Consider the following 19,256-nt stretch of genomic DNA (forward strand, 5'->3'; position numbering starts at 1 on the left):
AAAAAACCCGAAAGCCGGGGGGCCAGCTTTCGGGTGACGCAATGACTGATCGACGGATCGTTGATCGATCAGCCGTCCCCACATCAATTGCTGTAGATGAGCCCACGCGCCGCGCCGTTGACGTAGATGCGGCCGTACGTATTCCAGTCGCCGGCCATCACGCCGGAGTCGCCAAACTGGTGGGTGTCGTCGTTGAAGCACCCCTACCAAAGTGGGGTATCGCGCACTGAGTGCGATAAGACACGGCCCGCCGAAACGCGTCAATGCAATGTGTTAACTGCTGAGGTTTCTTGAACGTTGGGCTCGAACCGTCTGTTGGTCTTGGCTTTGCGGGGCCGGAAGCGCCGTGTTGGCGCCCGCAGAAAGGGCGCACGCGCAGGGTGACGTGTCACCGGACAAACTTATAATGACGCCCGGCCACCCGCCCACGCCACCGCCTGCCGCGCATGAAACTTGCGCCGCACCTGCAGTGGCGCCACCGGGCCGCTACACCATCCGGCCGAGCCCTTTTACCCAACGCCATGCCCTACCGCTTCCGTCCGTTGTCCGTTTTGTGTGCTGCTGCCAGCATCGCTGCCGCTCTGGCTGCGTGCAGCTCTGCGCCCACGCCGCTCTATCAGCAGGAGCAGTTCGATGCGGCGGCAAGCCCGTATGCGCGCACCTTCCACGCCAAATCTGACGCGACGTGCGAGGCGGCGCGCCGCGCGCTGCTGAGCCAGGGCTATGTGGCGAGTTCGCCGCGCCCAGACACCATCGACGGCAGCAAGAATTTCCAGCCGAGCAACGATTCGCACGTGGTGATCTCGTTCCACGTGGTGTGCGCAGAGGCCAATGCAGACGGCACCTCCAGCACGGCCTATGTGAACGCGGTGCAAGACCGCTACACGCTCAAGAAGACGAGCACATCGGCAAGCGTGGGGTTGAGCATCCTGGGCTCGGTGTCGCTGCCCATCGGTTCGGGTGACGATTCGATGGTGAAGGTGGCAAGCGAGACGATTCCGGCTGGCGTGTTCTACGAGCGTTACTTCAACCTGGTCGACCACTTCCTGAAGGTCGACCCGGCGCGCAAGGACCACAAGGTAGCCAAGGCGGCAGAGAAGGAACACGTGGCCCCGCTGCCCGAGCCCGCGCCCACGCCGCAAGGCGAGCCGATGAAGATGACGACGCCGGTGGTGCCTACGCCTGCCGCGCCGCCTGTGCCGGTGGCGGCGCCGGCTTCGGCTCCTGCGGCTCCGGCTGCTGCGCCGGCACCGAAGGCGCCTGCTGAGGCTGCACCGGCATCGGCGCCTGCAGCCACGACACCGCCGGCACCCACGCCCAGTCCGGCACCTGCATCCGCACCCGCTGGTGCGACAACCGGCGGCGCGAACTGAGCGCAACCGCCTCTGAATAAAACGCGTTCATCGAGGAAACTGCATTCCTCGTGGCGGTAGCCGCCAACGACGCTGCTGTAGCGCGCGTGGCGGCATCAGGCAGGCACTCCCCTTCAGGCTGCCAGTTGCATTGCAGACGCAATATTCGTCGCCTGCCTCTCTTCCTGATGTACCACCAGCTGATAGCCGCGCGCGTAGACCGTCTTAAGCTCGACCCCCGTGGCCTTTCCGAAGCACAGCTTCTTGCGCAGCTTGTAGACATGCTGTTCGATGGAACGCTCTGCAACGCTGGCGTCCGTTCCCCACACGGCCGAAGCGATCTGCTGACGTGACAGAAACGCCCCGGAAGACGAGAACAACAGCCAGGCCGTGGCAAATTCGCGGGCGGTCAAACGGATGGGCGTGCCGCGCAAAGTCACCGTCCGGGTAAGCCGGCACAAACGGTACGGCCCGACCACCGCACGCGTGGCGGACTCGGTTTTCTGACTCCCGTGCTCGGCGCTGCGCAGGACGCGGCGTACACGCGCCTTCAACTCCTCGGCGGTGAAGTGGCCGGTGATGAAGTCGTCGACAGCGCTGTCAAAAACGGCCCGCATTTCGGCGCGTTCGACAAAATTGCCGAACACCAGCGTTGGCCAGCACATATCGGCGTTGCACTCGCGCCAGGACAGCACGAGTTTGCCGGCCGTACTGAATAGCTGTGCATCGATCATCAGTAAATCGAAGACCTCACTGCGCCGCGCACGCAGCAATGCCAATGCATCGTCGAATCGCTCGCACGTCACGTCCTGCGCTGAGAGACAAGCCGTCACGAACGCAAAGTTGCGGGGATTGCTGGTAAGGATGGCGAATTTCATGACATCTCCCGACTCATGCGGTGCCAATCAATGCGGCCGCGCTTGTTTTCTTTTATCCAGCATAACTTTCACAATTCCTTCACACATCCCTCCCAAGAGTGATATTCCGGTGTGGCAGCAATTACTCTGCGAATCGATGCATTTGTCATCAAATTGACATCTATTTGAAATATTTAGGCGCGAATCACGACCACGGCGGCCGCAGCTCACGGAAGCAGCGCGTGCCATTGGGCAAGACGCCTGGCGCCAGATCGACGGCCTCGTTACGTACTACGGCCTCCTCCCGAAACTTCCCCGCAGCGCGTCGAAGAACACGATCGGATACGAGATTTCGCTATACCGGATCGGAGAGTTTCGTTAGGTTCCCCTGCCCTTCGCGTCATCCGTGATCTTTATCGACACTCCAACGTACTGTGGAACGTTCACCTGCCATATGGCGCATACCTCGACGCCGTAGGCAGCGCTTGCCGCAGTCACGGTGTACAGAATTGGAGTCTCGAAACGATGAAAATCAATCCAACCGGCAACGTCGCCATGCCGACAGTTGCTGAGCAGAGTCACACTCCCGGGAATGAAGTTCACGTCGCATCAGCGGGCGCATCACGGTCTTCCGTGGCGGAAGGTAGCCCGTTGCATGGGCTTCGCCGCACGCGCAGCCTTCCGGCGCGGCTCGGTGCCGCTTTGTCCGACGACTCAACAGAAACGAAAACACGCCGAGGGGCCGGCCGGAGGCTGGCAACAGCCAGTCAACGCTCCGTCGCGACGGGACCGCACGCTCGTAGCCCCGGCGTAGGCGGAATCAGGACACCCGTCGCTCGCGCCAGGAGCGAACACAGCGTCGACATCGGTGATGCGCACGGAACAGTTCTCCAGGACGGCACGCAAGACGCGTCGATACCATTGGCAGCATCTTCGCAAGCCGGCGTCATGCAACGGCTATGGAACATGGCCGACATACGCACACTGTTGAGCCCAGCCGACGATCATGAATTCATCGCGGCATTGCGGACCCCCACGGACGCGACCGATGGCGATGGCGCCCGGTTGGATCGCCTGGTAGGCCACGTTTCGGAGTTGAAGAGCCATCTGGATAGCGCTGGGCTCGATGGCGCGCTGGCAACGCGATTCAAAGCGCGCCTTGATGAAGTCGGGGTCACGCTCAAAGCACTGCAAACGGATAAATCCCTGGGCGAACGTGCCGCGAAGGTTATCGGTATTAATGCCATGCTGGCGCCGTTGCCGTTGATGATCCCGCTCATGACGAAGCCACGGCAACAGAAGACTGAAGCGGAAATTGTGGCGCTGATGGCCAAAGCAATGGTCGAAGCCATCGGCATGATCCGCACGCCGACGACAGACAACAATCTCCTGAAAGACCGGGCCATGGCGCGCTACTACGCGAACATGGTGCAAGCGGTAGAGTTCGCCCTGCCTACGTTTGTCAGCAGCCTGAGATTCCTCAACGACAGTCCGACGTTCAACATTGCGGCCGGGGCCGTATCGACCGGTGCACTGTTTGGCGGCTTTCTGTCGAAAGAAATTCGGGACAAGTACAACGTCTGGCGCACCGGGTCGACACATCCGGACTTGCGCAAGGCAGGCGTGGCGCTCTCTTCCGAAACGAAAGCCGCGCTGCATGCAGTGAGAAACGCGGTCGAGATGGACCAGCAGATGCTCAATGGCGCCAAGGATAGGTTTATAACCGAGCACGGCCGCGAGCTGAGCCCCCACTTGAGCAAGCAGGTGGCGATCGCGGTAAGCGCCTATCAGCGCATTGCAGACGAACTCGCCGAGTGCATCGGTCTTCCGGCCGCCGAGGGGCACGCACAGAATAGCGACCGCTCCGCAAAACTCGCGCTCGCTCTATTCTCGACCGCGGTTTGCACAGCAACGACGGTTTTAATGCTGCCCGACAAGATTGGAACTGTGGACCTCGCGTCCGACGCTGCCTTTACCTCCGCATTGATGTTCAGCTTGATGGCGGACAAGAACGTGAGCCGCAAGGACGCCTTGGAAGAGTTCAAAACTTTTGTTGGACTGAGCCTGGTCATGCTGGCGGTACTCGCGGCCAACAAAGCAGCGAATGACTTCATGGAGCGCGGCGTAAGTGGACTGTTGGTCGGTTCGATCGCGATGAGCGCACTGAACTTGACGATGCCGGGCCCAGTCGGGCATGCAGCTGCGCGTGGAATCGAGGCACTCATGAACATGAGCCCGTCGAATATGTTGAACGGACTGAGAAGCATTGGCGATCGCGTGTTCCAGATGTTTGCTGGCGAGCAAGCACGACCCCTTCCTCGAAGCACTGTGAGGTTAGAGGAACTCGACCCCGACCTTGAGGGGGCGCTACCAGCCCGATAAAGGCTCGTCCTTGCGTCCGGCGCGATGATCTCGCGGGCGTACCTCACGCTGGGAACAAGCGGGCGAGCGCAAGAAGAGCCCCTTCGAAGGCAACCCGAATAGCGTGCCCATGCTCGAGATCTGCAGGAAGATCGAACGCAAAGTGATGGACATGCGCGGTGAACAGGGCGGGGGTATCGAACCGGCGGCAGAACACAGTTATGGCCTGTAGGCAACTCAAAGCCATTGCGTCGGCCAAAGGCATAGGACGCTGACTTTTCGCCCACTTGTCCATCTTCTTTCTTGGCCCCTGGCGCGCTCACCCACCCCACGGCGCATGACGCGCCATCAATTCATCCACCCAACCCATGAACGCCCGCAGCTTGGCGCTGACATGCCGGTTGGGCGGAAACACCAGGTACATCGGCATGGGGGTGAGGCGCCAATCGGTGAACAGCGGTACCAGTTCACCGCGCGCCACGTGGGGCTCGCCCATGTAGTGGGGCAACCAGATCACGCCCATCCCGGCCACGCCGGCGGCAAGGTAGGCATTGCCGTCATCGAGCGCAGCGGCATAGCGCGCCCTCACGTTGAAGGTTTCATCGTCACGCTGCAGCGTGAGCGGCCGGAGCTTGCCGCTGAGGGTGCTCAGAAAACCGACGATGCGGTGGCGCGCATCTTCCAGCTCGCTCGGGTGCTGGGGCGTGCCGGCCTCTTCCAGATAGCGCGGTGCCGCATACACCCCAAGGCGCAACGCACCCACGCGGCGGGCCTGTAGCGAGGAGTCGGCAAGCTCGCCGCCGCGGATCACGCAATCGACGTTGTCGCCAATCACGTCGACCATGCGGTCGCTCGCGCCAATGTGGAGCTGGATGTCGGGATAGCGCGCGTGGAATGCCGGCAATTCGGGGGCGAGGATCAACCGCGCAAATGGGCTGGGCACATCCACGCGCAGGCGCCCCCGGGGTGCGGCCGATGCGGTGGAGAGGCTGGTGTCGGCATCTTCAAGATCGGCCAGCAGGCGCACGGCGCGCTCGTAATACGCAGCGCCATCCGCGGTGACGTTGACCTGCCGCGTGGTGCGGTTCAGCAGCTTGACGCGCAAGCGCGCCTCCAACTGCTGAACGAGCTGCGTGACGGTGGTCTTGCTGATCTGCAGCGTCTGCGCTGCCTTGGTAAAGCTGCCGGCCTCCACCACGCGGACGAAGGCCTGCAGTGCATCGAATCGGTCCACGTCGGGCCCCGTTGCAGGAAGGATTGTTTGGCAACAGCAAACAGTGATTGTAGGCATGCGTGGTTTATCCACGGCGTGCGAATGCTTACAGTGCCCTGGCTGCGCAGCCCATTAAGCCCAACCCTTTTTACCCAGCAAGGAAGCGATTCATGTCTGCACGCGATGTTGTGTTTCCGGCCGCGCGCCAAGCGCTGTATGAGCGAAACCGCTATTCACCGGCCATCCGCTCCAACGGCTTCTTGTTTGTGTCTGGCCAGGTGGGCAGCCGGCCAGATGGGTCACCCGAGCCCGATCTGCAGAAGCAGGTGGCACTAGCCTTCGAGAACCTGAATGCAATCCTCTCCGGCGCCGGCTGCACGTTCCAGGACGTGGTGGATGTGACGGTCTTTATCGTCAATCCCGAAACGCAGTTCGAGCCCATCTGGAAGGTGGTTGGGGAGCATTGGGGCGAGGCGCCCTACCCCACGCTCACAGGCATCGGCGTGACGTGGCTTTACGGCTTCCAGTTCGAGATCAAGGTGATCGCCAAGCTGCCGGAGCCGGCATGACGCATGCGTCAAACCTACGAGAATCAGTACATATGGCGGCTGCAGGAGTGTGAGAGAGTGCACCCACGGCAATGGCACCCACGTCACCATCACTGAACGGCAAGAGCACCGCTGTGGGATGCCGCGACCGCAAATGCCGGTGCCCGCCCCCTTGAGGAGACATGCATGGTCAGCAAGAACACGATCTGTCTGTGGTACGACCGCGATGCGCTGGACGCGGCCAACTTCTACGCCAAGACCTTCCCGGACAGCAAAGTGACCGCAGTCCACCGCGCGCCGGGCGAGTACCCCGCCGGTCAGGAGGGCGACGTGCTGACGGTGGAATTTACCGTGGCGGGCATTCCGTGCCTGGGACTGAACGGCGGCCCGCAGTTCAAGCACACCGAGGCGTTCTCGTTCCAGATTGCGACCGACGACCAGGCCGAGACGGACCGGCTGTGGGACGCCATCGTCAGCAATGGCGGCCAGGAAAGCGCCTGCGGCTGGTGCAAGGACAAGTGGGGGCTGTCGTGGCAGATCACGCCGCGCGCGCTCACGGCGGCCTTTACCGACCCGGACCGCGCAGCGGCCAAGCGCGCATTCGACGCGATGATGACGATGCGCAAGATCGACATCGCGACGATTGAGGCGGCGCGGCGCGGTTAAGTTCACCGTTCATCGGTTGCCGCATCTGCATTGCCGGGCGTGTGCGGCTCGGCAATGCAGACCGATGCCCGGATCAGCCAGACCGCGTGGGTGTGCGGGACCACGCGGTCACTTCTTTGCTTGCGTCACGGTCTCCTGGTTCTGACGCGCGTCATAGCCGGTGAAGTACCAATGCCCGTCTGCACCCAGCTGGAAGCTCACCTTCTCGTAGACGATGCGGCCATCTGCGAGCCGCGTTGCGTAGTCGACGTTTGCATACAGGCCATCTGGAACGTCTTTGACCTTTGTATAGGTCAGCCGCGTGACGGATGCCCAGCCGCGCTGGCTGACCGCCCCGACCGACTTGCGCGCTTGCGTGAGCCCGCTGGCAAAGCGATCGGCCGTGTAGAAGCCGCGCACGAAAGGCGCCGTCTGCTGCCACAGCGCGGTGTAGTCGCCCGCGTCAATGCGCTTGAGCGCGAGCGTGGCGTTGCCGAGCAACTCGTCTGCGGAGTCGCCCGCTTCCGCGCCGTGTGCCAGCACGCAAGCGGCGGCAAGGGCGCCCGCCGCAACGATCTTCAATGCGCCGTCAAGACGTTTCATCCAACACTCTCCTTCTGACCGGTCTGGTTACTGTGCAGGCTTTGCTGGTGCAAAGGTCTCGCACTGCGGGTCGGCCCATCGGGTTTTGGTCACGCGGCTGTCGTCGTCAAACTGGATCTGGTACTGACACGTGACGGGCTTGTCTGCGCTGCGGAAGTGGAACAGGTAGTTCCACACACGCACACGGAACACGCTCTCATGAAAATGCGGCACGCCGATCAGCTCATAGACCTGGCCCTTGGTCATGCCGGGCTCGACCATGCGCAGGTGGTCAACGTTGGGGAACGAACCCTCGGGCGTCATCGCCGCGTCTGGGTTGGGGAACGCGGTATCGGTGGGGCCGGGGCCCGCGCATGCCGCAAGGGCGAAGATGCACGAGAACGTTGCGATGCAGGCGGGAATTGAGCGCTTGTTCATATCAGGAATCCGAAAGAGTCACGTTGCGGTGGTTGCTGTGCTGCGGTTGGCCTCACCACTGATACCCGGCACCGACCACGGCGCCATACGTTCCGCGCGTGTTGGTGGAGACGGCGGCCTTGTAGATCCAGCGGTTGTTTTCCGACACCGTCGAGATACCGAGCGCCTGACCCGATTGGCCGTTGTACACACTGCCTGCCACCGCGACCATGCTCTTGCCCGGGCCCGTCGGTTGCGGCAGGCCCGCCATTGCCATGGCCATGGCAGTACCGCCATCGGCATCGCGCCGGTACGAATCGATGCTGTTGCGCAGGCCGGCGACCTGGTTGTCGGTGTAGTTGTTGGCCTGCGTGATGGCGTTGTTCAGCTGTGACACGTTGACGGCATCAGTGGGCGCCGTGCCGGCAGCCACGTTGATGACCTGCCGCGACAAGGTGGAGGAGCCCACCGACACGACATCTGTGCGGCCGCCGTCATTGCTGCCAGCACCAATGGCCGTTGACCCGCTGCCCGTGGCGACTGCGCCGGTACCGACGGCGGTGGTGTTATTGCCCGTTGCTTGCGAGTTGTTGCCCAACGCCGTGCTGTTGCTGCCCGACGCCACCGAGCCCGTGCCGCCCGCCGAAGAGTTCGGGCCCGGCGTGGCCGGCGGCGTGTTGTTGGTCGTGCCGTTGGGCGAGGTGGACGTGAACGTTCCGCCGTTGTTGTTGATGTACGTGGCCAACTGTTGCTGGACGGCCTGCAGCTGCGACACGTTGACTGCATCCGAACCCAGGCGGCCGGCAGCCACGCCCGTGATCTGGCGATTGCCGACGTTCAGCTCACCCGACGACGTTTGCGGCGCTGTCAGCCCAAAGGCCATGTAGTTGGTCAACGCGCCTACCGAGGTGAGCGAGCCCGCGCCCAGCGCAACGCTGTTGGCAAACGTGGCGGTGGCGCCGGAGCCCAGTGCCATGGCGTCCACCGCGTTGCTCTTCGCGCCCGAACCGATGGCGATGCCGCCGGCCAATGCCGCGTTTGCGTTGGCGCCCTGCGCGATGGACTGCGCGCCGTTTGCGGTCGATCCGCTGCCCAGTGCAATCGCATCGGCCTGGCCGGAGGTCGATGCCTGGCCGATGGCGATGCCGCCCGGCGCGGTTTGCTGAACGATCGCGCCGTTGCCGATGCCGACGCCGTTGTCACCGTTCACCACCGTCGTCGGCCCAACTGCCACCGACTGCGAACCGACCGCGAGCGAATCGGCCGCTGTCGAGTTGGCGTGGAAGTACAGCGTGGGCGTAACTGCGAACGATTGCAGCGCGCCGGTCAGCTGGCGGATCGTTGCCGCATCGTGCTGGCCCGTGCCGTCGGCCACGTTCGTCAACTGGCGATAGGTGTTGCCTGCGGCGCTGCCGAACGACACGGCGCCCAGCAGCGTCCCGTCAGCCGTGTTGAACGGAACGGCCTGGCTGCCGGCGGGAATCGAGCCGACACCGGAGGCAATGGCGCGATCCGAGATGGCGCCCGAGCCGATGGCCACACCGCCTGCCACCGACACCGTCGACAGCGAACCCAGCGCAAGTGCGTTGGCCGTTTGCGCCTGTGCGCCGTTGCCAGCTGCAAGACTGGTGGCGCCGGCGGCCACCGCGAGCGGCCCGATGGCCACGCTGTCGGTGCCGGTGGCCTGGCTGTCGGCCGCCGTTGAATTGGCATGGAAATACTTGATGCCGCCGCCGTTCTGGATGTTGTTGATCGTGTTGCCGAGGTTGGTGACGTTCTGGTTGGTCGCGAAGAGCTGCGAGCCATTCACCGCATCCGTGCTCGTGGCGTTCAATGCGCCCGGCGCAACGTTCGTGATGATGTTCGGGCCCGTGCCGCCGTGGTTGGCGCTGAAGGCGCCCGTGCCGCCATTGGCGGTCGGGTCCCACAGCAGCGCGTCGTTCTTGGTTTGCGTCAGCTCGGTTTGCACCGATTGCAACTGGCTCACGTTCACGGCATCCGTTGCGGCCGAACCGGCGGCGACGTTGGTGACGCGGCGCTCGTTGCCGGCGGAGCCCACCGAGACCTCGCCCACCGGCGACGTGCCGGCCAGCGGTGCCGTGCCCGGGTTGTAGGCGGCGGCACCCAGGTTGGCGGTGGTGGTGGAGTTGGCGCCGAGTGCGACGGAGTTGGCGGCCGTGGCCTGCGCGCCATTCCCCATGGCTACGCTGTTCGCGCCGCTGGCCACTGCAAGCGGCCCCACGGCCACGCTTTCCGTGCCGGTGGCTTGGCTATCGGCCGCCGTGGAATTGGCGTGGAAGTATTTGATGCCGGCGCCGCTCTGGATGTTGTTGACCGTGGTGGAGATGCCATCCACCGCCTGGTTGGTGGCGAAGAGTTGTGAGCCGTTGACGGCATCGGTCGAGCTGCCGCTGATCCGTCCGGCTGCTACGTTCTGGATCTGCCGCGGCGCAGCCGCCGAGCCGACGCTGACGACATCGCCTGCCGCCGGCGTGCCGCCTGCGAACGTGCGGGTCGTTCCTGCGACCACGCCGTTCGGCGTCTGCACGGCGGCCGACACGGTCGACGCATTGCCGAGGACGACCGCGCCGTCCAGGCCGCCGGCTACCGTCACGCCGTTGCCAACGACGAACGCGTTGTTCGCATTGATCGTGTTGTTGTTACCGAGCGAATACGAACCCGAGCCGGTGATGGTGGTCGGATCGCCGATCGCCCCGGAATTCGCACCGCTGACGACGTTGCTTGTGCCAATGCTCACGCTGTTGGCGCCCGTAGCCTGCGCGCCCAGGCCCATCGCCACGGCGTTCGTGCCAGATGCCACCGCGTTGTTTCCGATGGCCGTGCCCGATACACCGGACGCTGTTGCGCCGCTGCCCACGGCTGTTGCGCCACTTTGCGAAGCCACCGACGCGTTGCCCACCGCCACGCCAAAACCGCCCGAGGCCGCCGACAGAACGCCGACGGCAATCGACCCCGTGGCTGATGCCTTGGCGTTCAAACCGATCGATGTCGTGCCGTTTGCAGTCACGCCGATGCCCGCGTTCGTGCCGATCGCGATGTTGTCGTTGCCGGACACCAAGTTACCCGCGGATGCGGCCAGCGTGCCGTCATACGTGACCGTTCCGTCGCCCGCGCCCATCGCGACGTTGCGCGTGCCGGTGACGCCGGACCCCGCGCCACGCATCGCGCTCGCGATGCCGCCGCCAACTGCGGTGTTCTGTGCGCCGCTCACGAGCGTGCCGGTGGCGATACCGACGGCCACGGAGCCGGTGTTGCCGGTGGTTGAGCCCGCACCCGCGCCCTGACCCGCCGCAACGGTGCCGTCGCCGATGGCAAGCGCCTGACCGCCGAGCGCGAGTGCCGTGTTGCCGCTGGCTTTTGCGCCGTTACCGACCGCGGTGGCGGCGGCATTCGTCGCCTGTGCGTTTGCGCCAAGCGCGACGGACGTCGTGCCGGACGCGGTGCTGGTAGCACCGATCGATATCGAATTCGTGCCGCTCGCAGTGACATCGGTACCGATGGCGATGGACGAACCGCCACTCGCGCCCGTACCCCCGGTGCGTGCGCCCAAATAAATGGCGTTGGTGCCTGAGGCCACCGCGCCCGAGCCCACGGCGACCCCGTTGATTTGCGAACCGGCCGCCCCGCTACCCACTGCGACGACACCTGACGCCGACGCGTTGGAACTGGTGCCCACTGCAACGGTGTTGTCTCCGATGGCCTTCGCCAAGGGGCCGACGGCCGTCGACAAGTTGCCGCTGGAGACGCTTTGCACACCAATACCGATGGCCGAGTTGCCGTTTGCCGTAACGTCGGTGCCGATGCCGATCGCCGACGCAGCGCTCGCACCGGTACCCGCTGCGCTGCGCGCACCCAGGTAGATGGAATTGGTGCCGGAAGCAATCGATTGATAACCGACAGCCAGCGCATTCAGCCCCGTACTCTGGGTGTTGTAGCCAAACGCTGTAGAGCCGCCTTGGCTGGCGACGGCCAGATAACCCGCGCAGGTCGAGCTACCGCTGTAGGCGTAATACGGCGCTCCGGAACAGTTCACCTGCGCCAGTGCCTCTTCCGGCACCGCGGCGCCAAAGACGGCGACCGCCGCCGCGATCAGCGTCATCGCGCCGCTGGCGGAGTTCAGGCTGGAGGCGCGCCCGATACGCTGGACCGTGCCGCCCTTCCCTTTAGCCTTATCCAGCTCCGACGCCGCCACCCAGGCGCCCAGCGCCTCATTCCAGATCGTTTTGTAGGACTTGTTCATTTGGATTCCACCGTGCTCGCCAAGAGCGCAAGAAAAAGAGAAAAACCGGGTCAGCCATTACGCGGCACACATCACAAGGACGAACGCGCCCCAGGCGCCCGCAAAAACTGCGGGTTCCCGATTGATTGGAACTGCCAGAAATTCAAAAGCCGACCACCACGCAGCTTTAAAAAGGACGCAGCAACTCGCCGCCCCGATACGGAGCGTCTTCAATACGGCAGGAGTTAAATGCTGGTCCGCTGAGCCGAATTGTTCAGTGGTCAACGGCTTGGCCCGTTAGGGCGCGAAGAATCAGGGCGGATCGAACGGCCACTTGATGGCGACATGAATGGCGTGGGCTGGGCGTGGATAGACACGTCCCTGGTGCCCTGCATCAGCCCAATCGTTTGCGCTGACCGTGTAGCTCGTCGTACTCATGGCTACCGTACCCCCGGTAGATGCGGCTTTTTTATTGACGTAGGAGCGCCGACTCAATGCACAAACCCGTCTTGATGTGCAGGGGCTGAGCGAGCGCAGAGGGAAAACTGTAAATTCTGAACAAAAGTAGACGACTTTGCGAATGGTGTCTAGATATTTAGGACTAGAAATACCGAGGTTTTTACAATTGGAACGGCCCAGTATGCCTAGTTTGGTAAACCAATTGATTTAGATATGCTCGCCATTGGAATTTGTTAACGCACGGAAATATTTCTAGAGATCGATTGATGGATTGATATATCCCCGACTGCGCAAGGGTTAATAACTGCGCGGGCATTTCAAATAGAACTTTGCGCAAAAAAAAAAGAGCGGCGCGCCCTTGTCGGGGTGCGCCGCTCTTTCATTGAGCACGGATTGGGGTATTTGGACGAGCGCTGTGCGGGCAGTGTGGGTTCGTGCCGCTAGCGAGCGTGTCTACTGCGCAGCCGGCCGCGGCACCGACGCCCGGAACCGGTGCGCAAGCGTGTGATAGAACGACGGCGTCAGCATCTTGGATACCTGGCTCGACAGCAACGCCACGGCCATGAGCGGCAAGACCATCTCGTGGCCGTCGATCATCTCCATCACGATCACGAACGATGTGATGGGCGACTGTGTGACTGCCGCCAGGTAGCCGACCATGCAGAGCGCAGCAAGGCTCGGCAGCGGGATTGCCGATGTCACGAGCGCCATGACGTTGCCAAGCCCTGCGCCAATCGCCAGCGACGGCGCGAAGATGCCGCCCGGAATGCCGGACAGGTACGACGCGATGAGCGCGCCGAACTTGAGCACCGCATAGAACGGCGAGAGCGCTTGATGGGTTTCCAGCAGGCCCCGTGCTTCGGCATAACCGCTGCCGAACGTGGTGCCGCCTGACACCAGGCCGATCAAAGCGATGGCGACTCCGCACAGGAAGGCGAACCAGACGGGTTGCGCCTGTCGGATTTCAACCAGCCGCGCAGGCATCCAGCGGGGGATGTTGAGCAGCAGCCAGCAGAACACGCCGCCCGCCACGCCACAGATGACACTCGCGCCAATCACCACAGGCACCAGCGCCAGATGGAATTGCCCGATGGCCTGGATGCGCCCGAAATACAGATAGTTGCCTTGCAGGCCCAGCGCGACCACGCCGGAAAAAATGATGGCGGTGATGAGCGTGCCGCTATTGCGCGCCACGAAACTGCGCGTCAGTTCTTCAATGGCAAACACGACGCCGGCCAGTGGCGTGTTGAACGCCGCCGCAAGCCCCGCGGCCGCGCCTGCGAGCGTGAGCTGCCGCTCGATGTGCTTGCTGCTCCGACGATAGCCCCGCCGCATGGCATACATGAGCGATGCGCCAATCTGCACCGTGGGCCCCTCTCGCCCGATCGTGAAGCCGCAGAGGATGCCCAGGAACGAGACGACGATCTTGCCGAACATGATGCGCAGGGAGAGCAGCGCGCTGGACAGCCGCCCATCCTCCAGCGTCGCAATGACCTGCGGAATGCCACTGCCCTCGGCCCCCCGAAAGAACCGGCGCGTCAGCCAGATGGCCAGTGCCGCCCCCAGCGGCGTGATGACGATCGGCAGCCAGAACGCGTGCGACACCATGTTCCGAAAAAGCTCGAAGCCAACGTCGATGAGCTTGGCGTAACCAACGGACACCAGCCCCACCAGAACGGCACCGAGCCAGAAGATGCCGTAGTTTGCCCAGAGTCTCCTGGCCCGACGCGCTGATTGATCTGCGATGTGGAGAGGAGAAAACATGGGGGCTGGCGGGTGCGGTTGGGGGAAGCGCAGATTATAGGACCGGCGGGCAAGACGGCCAGCCGCCCGGTTACAGCCAACGTCCGGCAAACCACCGCATTGCGGCCTGCGCCAGCGCATCTTCGTCGACAGCGTCCTCGCCTGCCCACGCGACGATGCCATCAGGGCGCACGAGCACGGCGCGCAGGCCGAGGTTGTCGGTCGCGTCGCCAGCGATATAGGCGACGCGATCGCTCAGTCGCCTTGCCAGCGCCTTTAGCGGCGCGCCTGCGTTGAAGTCCAGCAACAGGCCTTTGCCGGTGCGCAGGTGTTCGCCAAGGCGGCTGCCATCGGCCAGTTCAAAATCGGGCGCGCTGCGGCCGACCAGCGGGTGGCCGTCGCCGAGGTCATAGCGCAGCGAGAGGCCCCAGATACGCCCTGCGAAGTAGGTCGCGCCATCGGGCGTCTCGATCAGATCGCGGATGATGGCGCCGAGCGCGCGCGTTCCTGGGGTTGGCCGCATGAGCGCAACCTGGGCGCGCGACCAGTCGAGAATCTGCGCGCCCACCGGGTGCCGTTCGTGCGTGTAGGTGTCGAGCAGGCCATCGGGCGCGTCGCCACGAACGGTGGCCGCGAGCTTCCACCCAAGGTTCATGGCGTCGCCCATGCCAAGGTTCAGACCCTGCCCGCCGAGCGGCGAATGTGTGTGCGCGGCATCGCCGGCGAGCAGCACGCGGCGGTTGCGGTAGGTGGTCGCCTGAAACGCGCGGTCCGTCCAGGTGGTGACGAGCTTGAGCGCGGTGATGGTGACATCCGCACCGGAGATTCGCCGCAACACCGCTTGCACGTGTTCCAGCGTAATCGGCTGGGTGCGGTGAAACGCGCCGCCATCAAAGTCGACCATCGCGATGGTGCCGGGCGGCTGGTAAGTGAACATGCCTGTCGGCGTGTAGTAGCGGCCCGGCACGAGCGCGTGTGGCTGCGCCAGCTCGACTTCTGCGGAGTAGCCAGTGAACTCCGGCTCCGTGCCGATAAATTCGAAGCCGGCCGTTTTGCGCACCGTGCTGCGGCCGCCATCGCACCCCACCAACCAACGTGCGCGGAAGGCCTCGCTGCCCGCGTAAATGGTCACGCCCTCGTCCGCCTGTTCGAAGCCGGTCACACCCGTGCCTCGCCGGACCTCAGCACCCATTGCGGTAGCGCGCTGGGCGAGCACGGATTCAATGTGGGCCATGTCGCTGGCCATGTGGGTTTCGGGCGGACTAGGCAAGCGATACTGCCACTGCGCGCCATGCACATCGATCTTGTCGTGGAAGAACTGGATGCCTGCAAAGTGGCCGCCTGGGCGGCGCACGTGCTGCATCCAATGCGCAGCGGACGCGTTGCGTTGGCTTTGTGCAGCGTGTGCGCGGGGCTGTGCCGCGATGTCAACCAGCAAGCCGCGACGGTAGAACGCTTCAATGGACAGAGATGACAGCCCGCGCATTCCGAACGGAAGCTGCTTCAAAGGCGAGTGTGGCGTTGCGGCTTGCTCGAGCACCAGCACCGAGAGACGGGCGAGGCGAAGCTCGCAGGCGAGGAACAAACCAACCGGGCCAGCGCCGGCAATGACAACGTCGTAGAGGGTGGCGTCGTGCATGAACTACTCCTGTGTGGTCGTTCGACCGGAGCGGCTCATCGTGGCTAGATTCCAGAACCGCACGGACGAACAATAGGCGCCGGAATGGCGTCGGATGTTCGTCGTGGGGACTAGTGCACGAGGCACGGCCAGAGCTTCCGCTGCGCGCGATGCACGTGCAGGGAAGGACTTGGGCTTACCAAACCAAGTCTGCCTTTTTAGACGAGGTCGTAATGTAGCGCCGCGGTTGTCAGCCCGCAACCGAACGCCCCGCCGGCTGTGGTGAATCCACACAGGTGTGCGTGATAGAGTCGACCGCCCTCCCCTCCCGGATCGTGTAGCCCTATGTCGACATTCGCGCTGGTTCCCAAGCAAACGGCATTGTTGGTCATGCACTACCAGACCGACATCATGGCGTTGTTTCCCTCGGTCGCGCCCACGCTGCTCTCCAACACCCGCACGCTGTGCGACGCCGCGCGCGCCCAGGGCGTGAGCGTCTACTTCGCGAAGTTCCACTTCAGCCCCGGCTATCCGGAAGTCAGCCCGTTGAACAAGAACGGGCAAGGCGTCAAGCAACTGGGGCTGTTCGTTGAAGACCGCATCTCGCCGGAACTCGGCCGGCAGCCCGATGAACCGATCATCATCGCGCACCGCGCCAGCGTGTTCTACGGCACCGATCTGCAGGTGCGGTTGTCCGCCAAGGGCATTGATACCTTGATCATGGTGGGCGTGGCGTCGACAGGCGTGATGCTGTCGTCCATTGCACACGCGAGCGATGCCGACTACCGCCTGTTCACCGTGAAGGATTGCTGCTACGACCCCGACCCGGTCGTGCACGACCATCTGTTTGCCACGGCGTTTGAGTCGCGCACGACGGTGCTGTCGCTGGCCGATGCGCTATCGATGCTGGAGTAGTCGCAACAAGCCTGGAGCGCGCGCTTCAGACGCTGACCACCTTGTTCTTGCCGGCGCGCTTCGCCTGATACATGCCACGGTCGGCGCGCTGGATGGCCGCCATGGGCGGTTCATCCTTGCCGACTTCCGCCACGCCGGCGGAGAAGGTGATGAACAGCCGGGTGTCGCCTGCCGCAAAGAAGCGCTGGGTGAGCGCGCACTGCAGGCGGACGATGGTCTGCACGCCTTCTTCCAGCGACGTGTCCGGCATCAGGATCACAAATTCCTCGCCGCCAAAGCGGGCGAGCGTGTCCTGCGGGCGCATCGATTCTCGCGCCACCTGGGCCAGGTGCGACAGCGCATCGTCGCCAAAGCTGTGGCCGTGGGTGTCGTTGATCGACTTGAAGTCGTCAATGTCGAGGAACGCGATGGAGAGGGCGGTGTTCTGGCGCGCTGCGCGGGCAACCTCGCGCTCCAGCGCCTCTTCCAGACCCTTGCGGTTGAGCGCGCCGGTCAGCAGATCGTGACGCGCCGACGCCGATGCCATGTCGAGCGCCTTGCGCAGTTGCGCGACTTCGGCGGCGGCCTCTTCGGCCTTGACCTTCATGGCCGACAGCACGTCGCGATTGCGGGCCGACTCCAGCGACATCCAGCGGGTGGCCGACAACGCATCCTGAATGGCCGGAGCGATCTCGGCAATGCTGCTGGCCGATTCGATCTTCTTGGCGCAGGCTTCCATCTGGCGGTGATGCTCGCCCGAGGTTTCAGCGGCGACGGACAGGCGCTCCATGAAGGCAGCCAGCAGCCGCTTCATCTCTTCCTGCGCCTCGATCGATTTGGTCTTCAGCGAGCTTTGCTTCTGGATCACCTCCATGAGCCGGCGGCGCAGGTCATCCAGCCGGCGCAGGCTCACGGGGGCTTCGCTGGCCTTCATCAGGGCTTCGATCTGGCCGCGCAGCCAGCGGTCGTCCAACGACAGCTCGGCGATGTTCTCGAACACCAGTTGCAGCAGGCCCAGCAATGCCCGGCGGATCTCGCTCTGGTCTTCGGCCGCCAGCGACAGCCGATGGTTGAACGTCGAGAGCTTGGTGTTCAGGTGGGCGAGACTTTCGAATTCGGAGCGGCAGGCCCGGATCAGCGCCCAGGCGGCGGGGCCGATGCCGGCATCGTCTTCACCGAGCACCGGCAGGCAGCATTCCACCGTACGGGCGAGCTGTTCGCACAACTCGCGCACCAGCGCCATCCGGTCGGCGTCCTGGGCGTCTGCGTTTGGCTTGTTGCCGGCGATTTCGTAATAGATCGAGGCGAAGTTGTCTGGCGTGGGCGCCAACCTGCGTGAGGCCAGCAGCCTGAGGGCGTGCCGGGCGGTCTCCGAGGGATTGTTTTCTGTCATTCCGAACTACAGGTTGGCGAGCAGGGTTGGAGCGCGATTCTCCACGGTTCCGGCCCGACCGAAAAGCCGTCCAAAGGGTTATGTGGGCATTGCGCTGCAGGGCGGCGGCTCACCCACTTCTGTGTCGCGGCAAATACTTGCGCGAAGAGCGTGACCCCGCCTTGGAGATCGCCGCGCGCGGTGTTGCGGCGCCAGCGATGATGCGCGGGGCCGCGCGCCGGTCATCCGAGCGTCTGGATATGCCTGAGGAATGCAGGGGATTCGCCCCGCGCAGCATAGAACCGGATGACGCCCGACACGTCGCCGTACTGCTGCACCAGGCTTTCAGCTGCAGCCCGAACGCGCCGGACCCCCGACACGTTCTTCAGGAAGCATTCCACCAGCGTAGGGTCGAAATACCGGCCGCTCTCGTCGGCCAGCGTATCGATTGCGTCGTCTTCCGGCATCCCTTCGCGGTAAACACGCGGCTCCAGCATGGCGTCAAACGCATCTGCGATGGCGACGATGCGTGCGGAAAGCGGCACGTCTTCGCCCGCAAGGCCGGCCGGATAACCACTGCCGTCGAAATGCTCGTGATGATGGCGCGCGACGGTCGCCGCCATTTGCAGGAGCGGGTCGGTCGTGCCCGCAAGCAGGTCGGCACCGATGTTCGAGTGCCGTTGCATGATCTCGTGCTCGGCGTCGGTCAGGGAGGCGGGCTTGAGCAGAACGTCGTCCGGAATGCCGAGCTTGCCCACGTCGTGCACGGGCGCCACAAGGTAGATATGCCGCTGCTCGGCATCGTCCAGCTCCAAAACGTTTGCCAGATACGCCGCAACAGCGGCCGTCCGGATGAGATGGCCCAGGGCCGATGGGTAGCGCGCCCCGCCAGCAAGCGTCAGGCTGGCGAGGATGATGTGGGGGCGGCTTTGTTGTGCCATGGTGTTGACCTTCT

14 protein-coding genes and 1 pseudogene are annotated in these 19,256 nt (G+C 63.8%); 5 read left to right on the forward strand and 10 right to left on the reverse strand.

The genetic code is table 11. The features are described 5' to 3' along the window. Positions 1 to 521: 521 nt before the first annotated feature. Positions 522 to 1,373, forward strand: coding sequence for a DUF2242 domain-containing protein (locus tag R2669_RS04510; RefSeq protein ID WP_316898853.1), 852 nt, complete (start codon positions 522 to 524; stop codon positions 1,371 to 1,373). A 113-nt stretch (positions 1,374 to 1,486) separates the two neighbouring features. Here R2669_RS04510 and R2669_RS04515 read toward each other — a convergent pair whose 3' ends face one another. After that, on the reverse strand, positions 1,487 to 2,230 hold the full coding sequence (locus tag R2669_RS04515) for a response regulator transcription factor (RefSeq protein ID WP_316898855.1): 744 nt from the start codon (positions 2,228 to 2,230) through the stop codon (positions 1,487 to 1,489). A gap of 217 nt (positions 2,231 to 2,447) precedes the next feature. Further along, positions 2,448 to 2,554 (reverse strand): annotated as a pseudogene (locus R2669_RS04520) (transposase); the annotation flags it as partial. Positions 2,555 to 3,175: 621 nt separating this feature from the next. Here R2669_RS04520 and R2669_RS04525 point away from each other — a divergent pair. Further along, positions 3,176 to 4,591 (forward strand): hypothetical protein, encoded by a 1,416-nt coding sequence (locus R2669_RS04525; RefSeq protein WP_147218937.1) that lies wholly within the window; start codon positions 3,176 to 3,178, stop codon positions 4,589 to 4,591. Positions 4,592 to 4,889: 298 nt separating this feature from the next. Here R2669_RS04525 and R2669_RS04530 read toward each other — a convergent pair whose 3' ends face one another. After that, positions 4,890 to 5,804, reverse strand: coding sequence for a LysR family transcriptional regulator (locus R2669_RS04530; protein WP_316898857.1), 915 nt, complete (start codon positions 5,802 to 5,804; stop codon positions 4,890 to 4,892). A gap of 149 nt (positions 5,805 to 5,953) precedes the next feature. Between R2669_RS04530 and R2669_RS04535 the strand changes: the two genes are divergently transcribed. Both R2669_RS04535 and R2669_RS04540 read left to right on the forward strand, forming a co-directional pair. Next, positions 5,954 to 6,352: a RidA family protein gene (locus R2669_RS04535; protein ID WP_316898860.1), complete on the forward strand. Its 399-nt coding sequence runs from the start codon at positions 5,954 to 5,956 to the stop codon at positions 6,350 to 6,352. Positions 6,353 to 6,517: 165 nt separating this feature from the next. Further along, the gene (locus tag R2669_RS04540) at positions 6,518 to 6,997 is read left to right on the forward strand and encodes a VOC family protein (RefSeq protein WP_316875530.1); all 480 of its coding nucleotides are present in this window, start codon (positions 6,518 to 6,520) and stop codon (positions 6,995 to 6,997) included. A gap of 108 nt (positions 6,998 to 7,105) precedes the next feature. Here R2669_RS04540 and R2669_RS04545 read toward each other — a convergent pair whose 3' ends face one another. The 5 genes from R2669_RS04545 to R2669_RS04565 all read right to left on the reverse strand — a co-directional run bounded on the left by R2669_RS04545 (position 7,106) and on the right by R2669_RS04565 (position 16,056). Continuing rightward, a complete protein-coding gene (locus R2669_RS04545) occupies positions 7,106 to 7,579 on the reverse strand; it encodes a DUF4019 domain-containing protein (protein WP_316890289.1) in 474 nt (157 codons plus the stop codon). 27 nt (positions 7,580 to 7,606) lie between these two features. After that, a complete protein-coding gene (locus R2669_RS04550; RefSeq protein ID WP_316898862.1) occupies positions 7,607 to 7,996 on the reverse strand; it encodes an outer membrane protein assembly factor BamE in 390 nt (129 codons plus the stop codon). 52 nt (positions 7,997 to 8,048) lie between these two features. Then, complete coding sequence (locus tag R2669_RS04555; protein ID WP_316898864.1) at positions 8,049 to 12,236, reverse strand: YadA-like family protein; 4,188 nt, start codon at positions 12,234 to 12,236, stop codon at positions 8,049 to 8,051. Positions 12,237 to 13,127: 891 nt separating this feature from the next. Further along, positions 13,128 to 14,438 carry a chloride channel protein gene (locus tag R2669_RS04560; protein ID WP_316898866.1) on the reverse strand — a complete coding sequence of 437 codons (1,311 nt, stop codon included), beginning with the start codon at positions 14,436 to 14,438 and terminating at the stop codon, positions 13,128 to 13,130. A gap of 70 nt (positions 14,439 to 14,508) precedes the next feature. Continuing rightward, positions 14,509 to 16,056: an FAD-dependent oxidoreductase gene (locus tag R2669_RS04565; RefSeq protein ID WP_316898868.1), complete on the reverse strand. Its 1,548-nt coding sequence runs from the start codon at positions 16,054 to 16,056 to the stop codon at positions 14,509 to 14,511. A gap of 324 nt (positions 16,057 to 16,380) precedes the next feature. Here R2669_RS04565 and R2669_RS04570 point away from each other — a divergent pair, with 324 nt between their 5' ends. After that, the gene (locus R2669_RS04570) at positions 16,381 to 16,950 is read left to right on the forward strand and encodes a cysteine hydrolase family protein (protein ID WP_316898870.1); all 570 of its coding nucleotides are present in this window, start codon (positions 16,381 to 16,383) and stop codon (positions 16,948 to 16,950) included. A 25-nt stretch (positions 16,951 to 16,975) separates the two neighbouring features. Here R2669_RS04570 and R2669_RS04575 read toward each other — a convergent pair whose 3' ends face one another. Both R2669_RS04575 and R2669_RS04580 read right to left on the reverse strand, forming a co-directional pair. Beyond that, positions 16,976 to 18,322: a GGDEF domain-containing protein gene (locus tag R2669_RS04575; protein WP_316898872.1), complete on the reverse strand. Its 1,347-nt coding sequence runs from the start codon at positions 18,320 to 18,322 to the stop codon at positions 16,976 to 16,978. A gap of 221 nt (positions 18,323 to 18,543) precedes the next feature. After that, entirely contained in the window at positions 18,544 to 19,242 is a 699-nt protein-coding gene (locus R2669_RS04580; RefSeq protein WP_316898874.1) for an HD-GYP domain-containing protein, read from the reverse strand. Between the last annotated feature and the right edge of the window lie 14 nt (positions 19,243 to 19,256).

The organism is Ralstonia edaphi, assembly GCF_958350185.1.
GTDB lineage: Bacteria > Pseudomonadota > Gammaproteobacteria > Burkholderiales > Burkholderiaceae > Ralstonia > Ralstonia edaphi.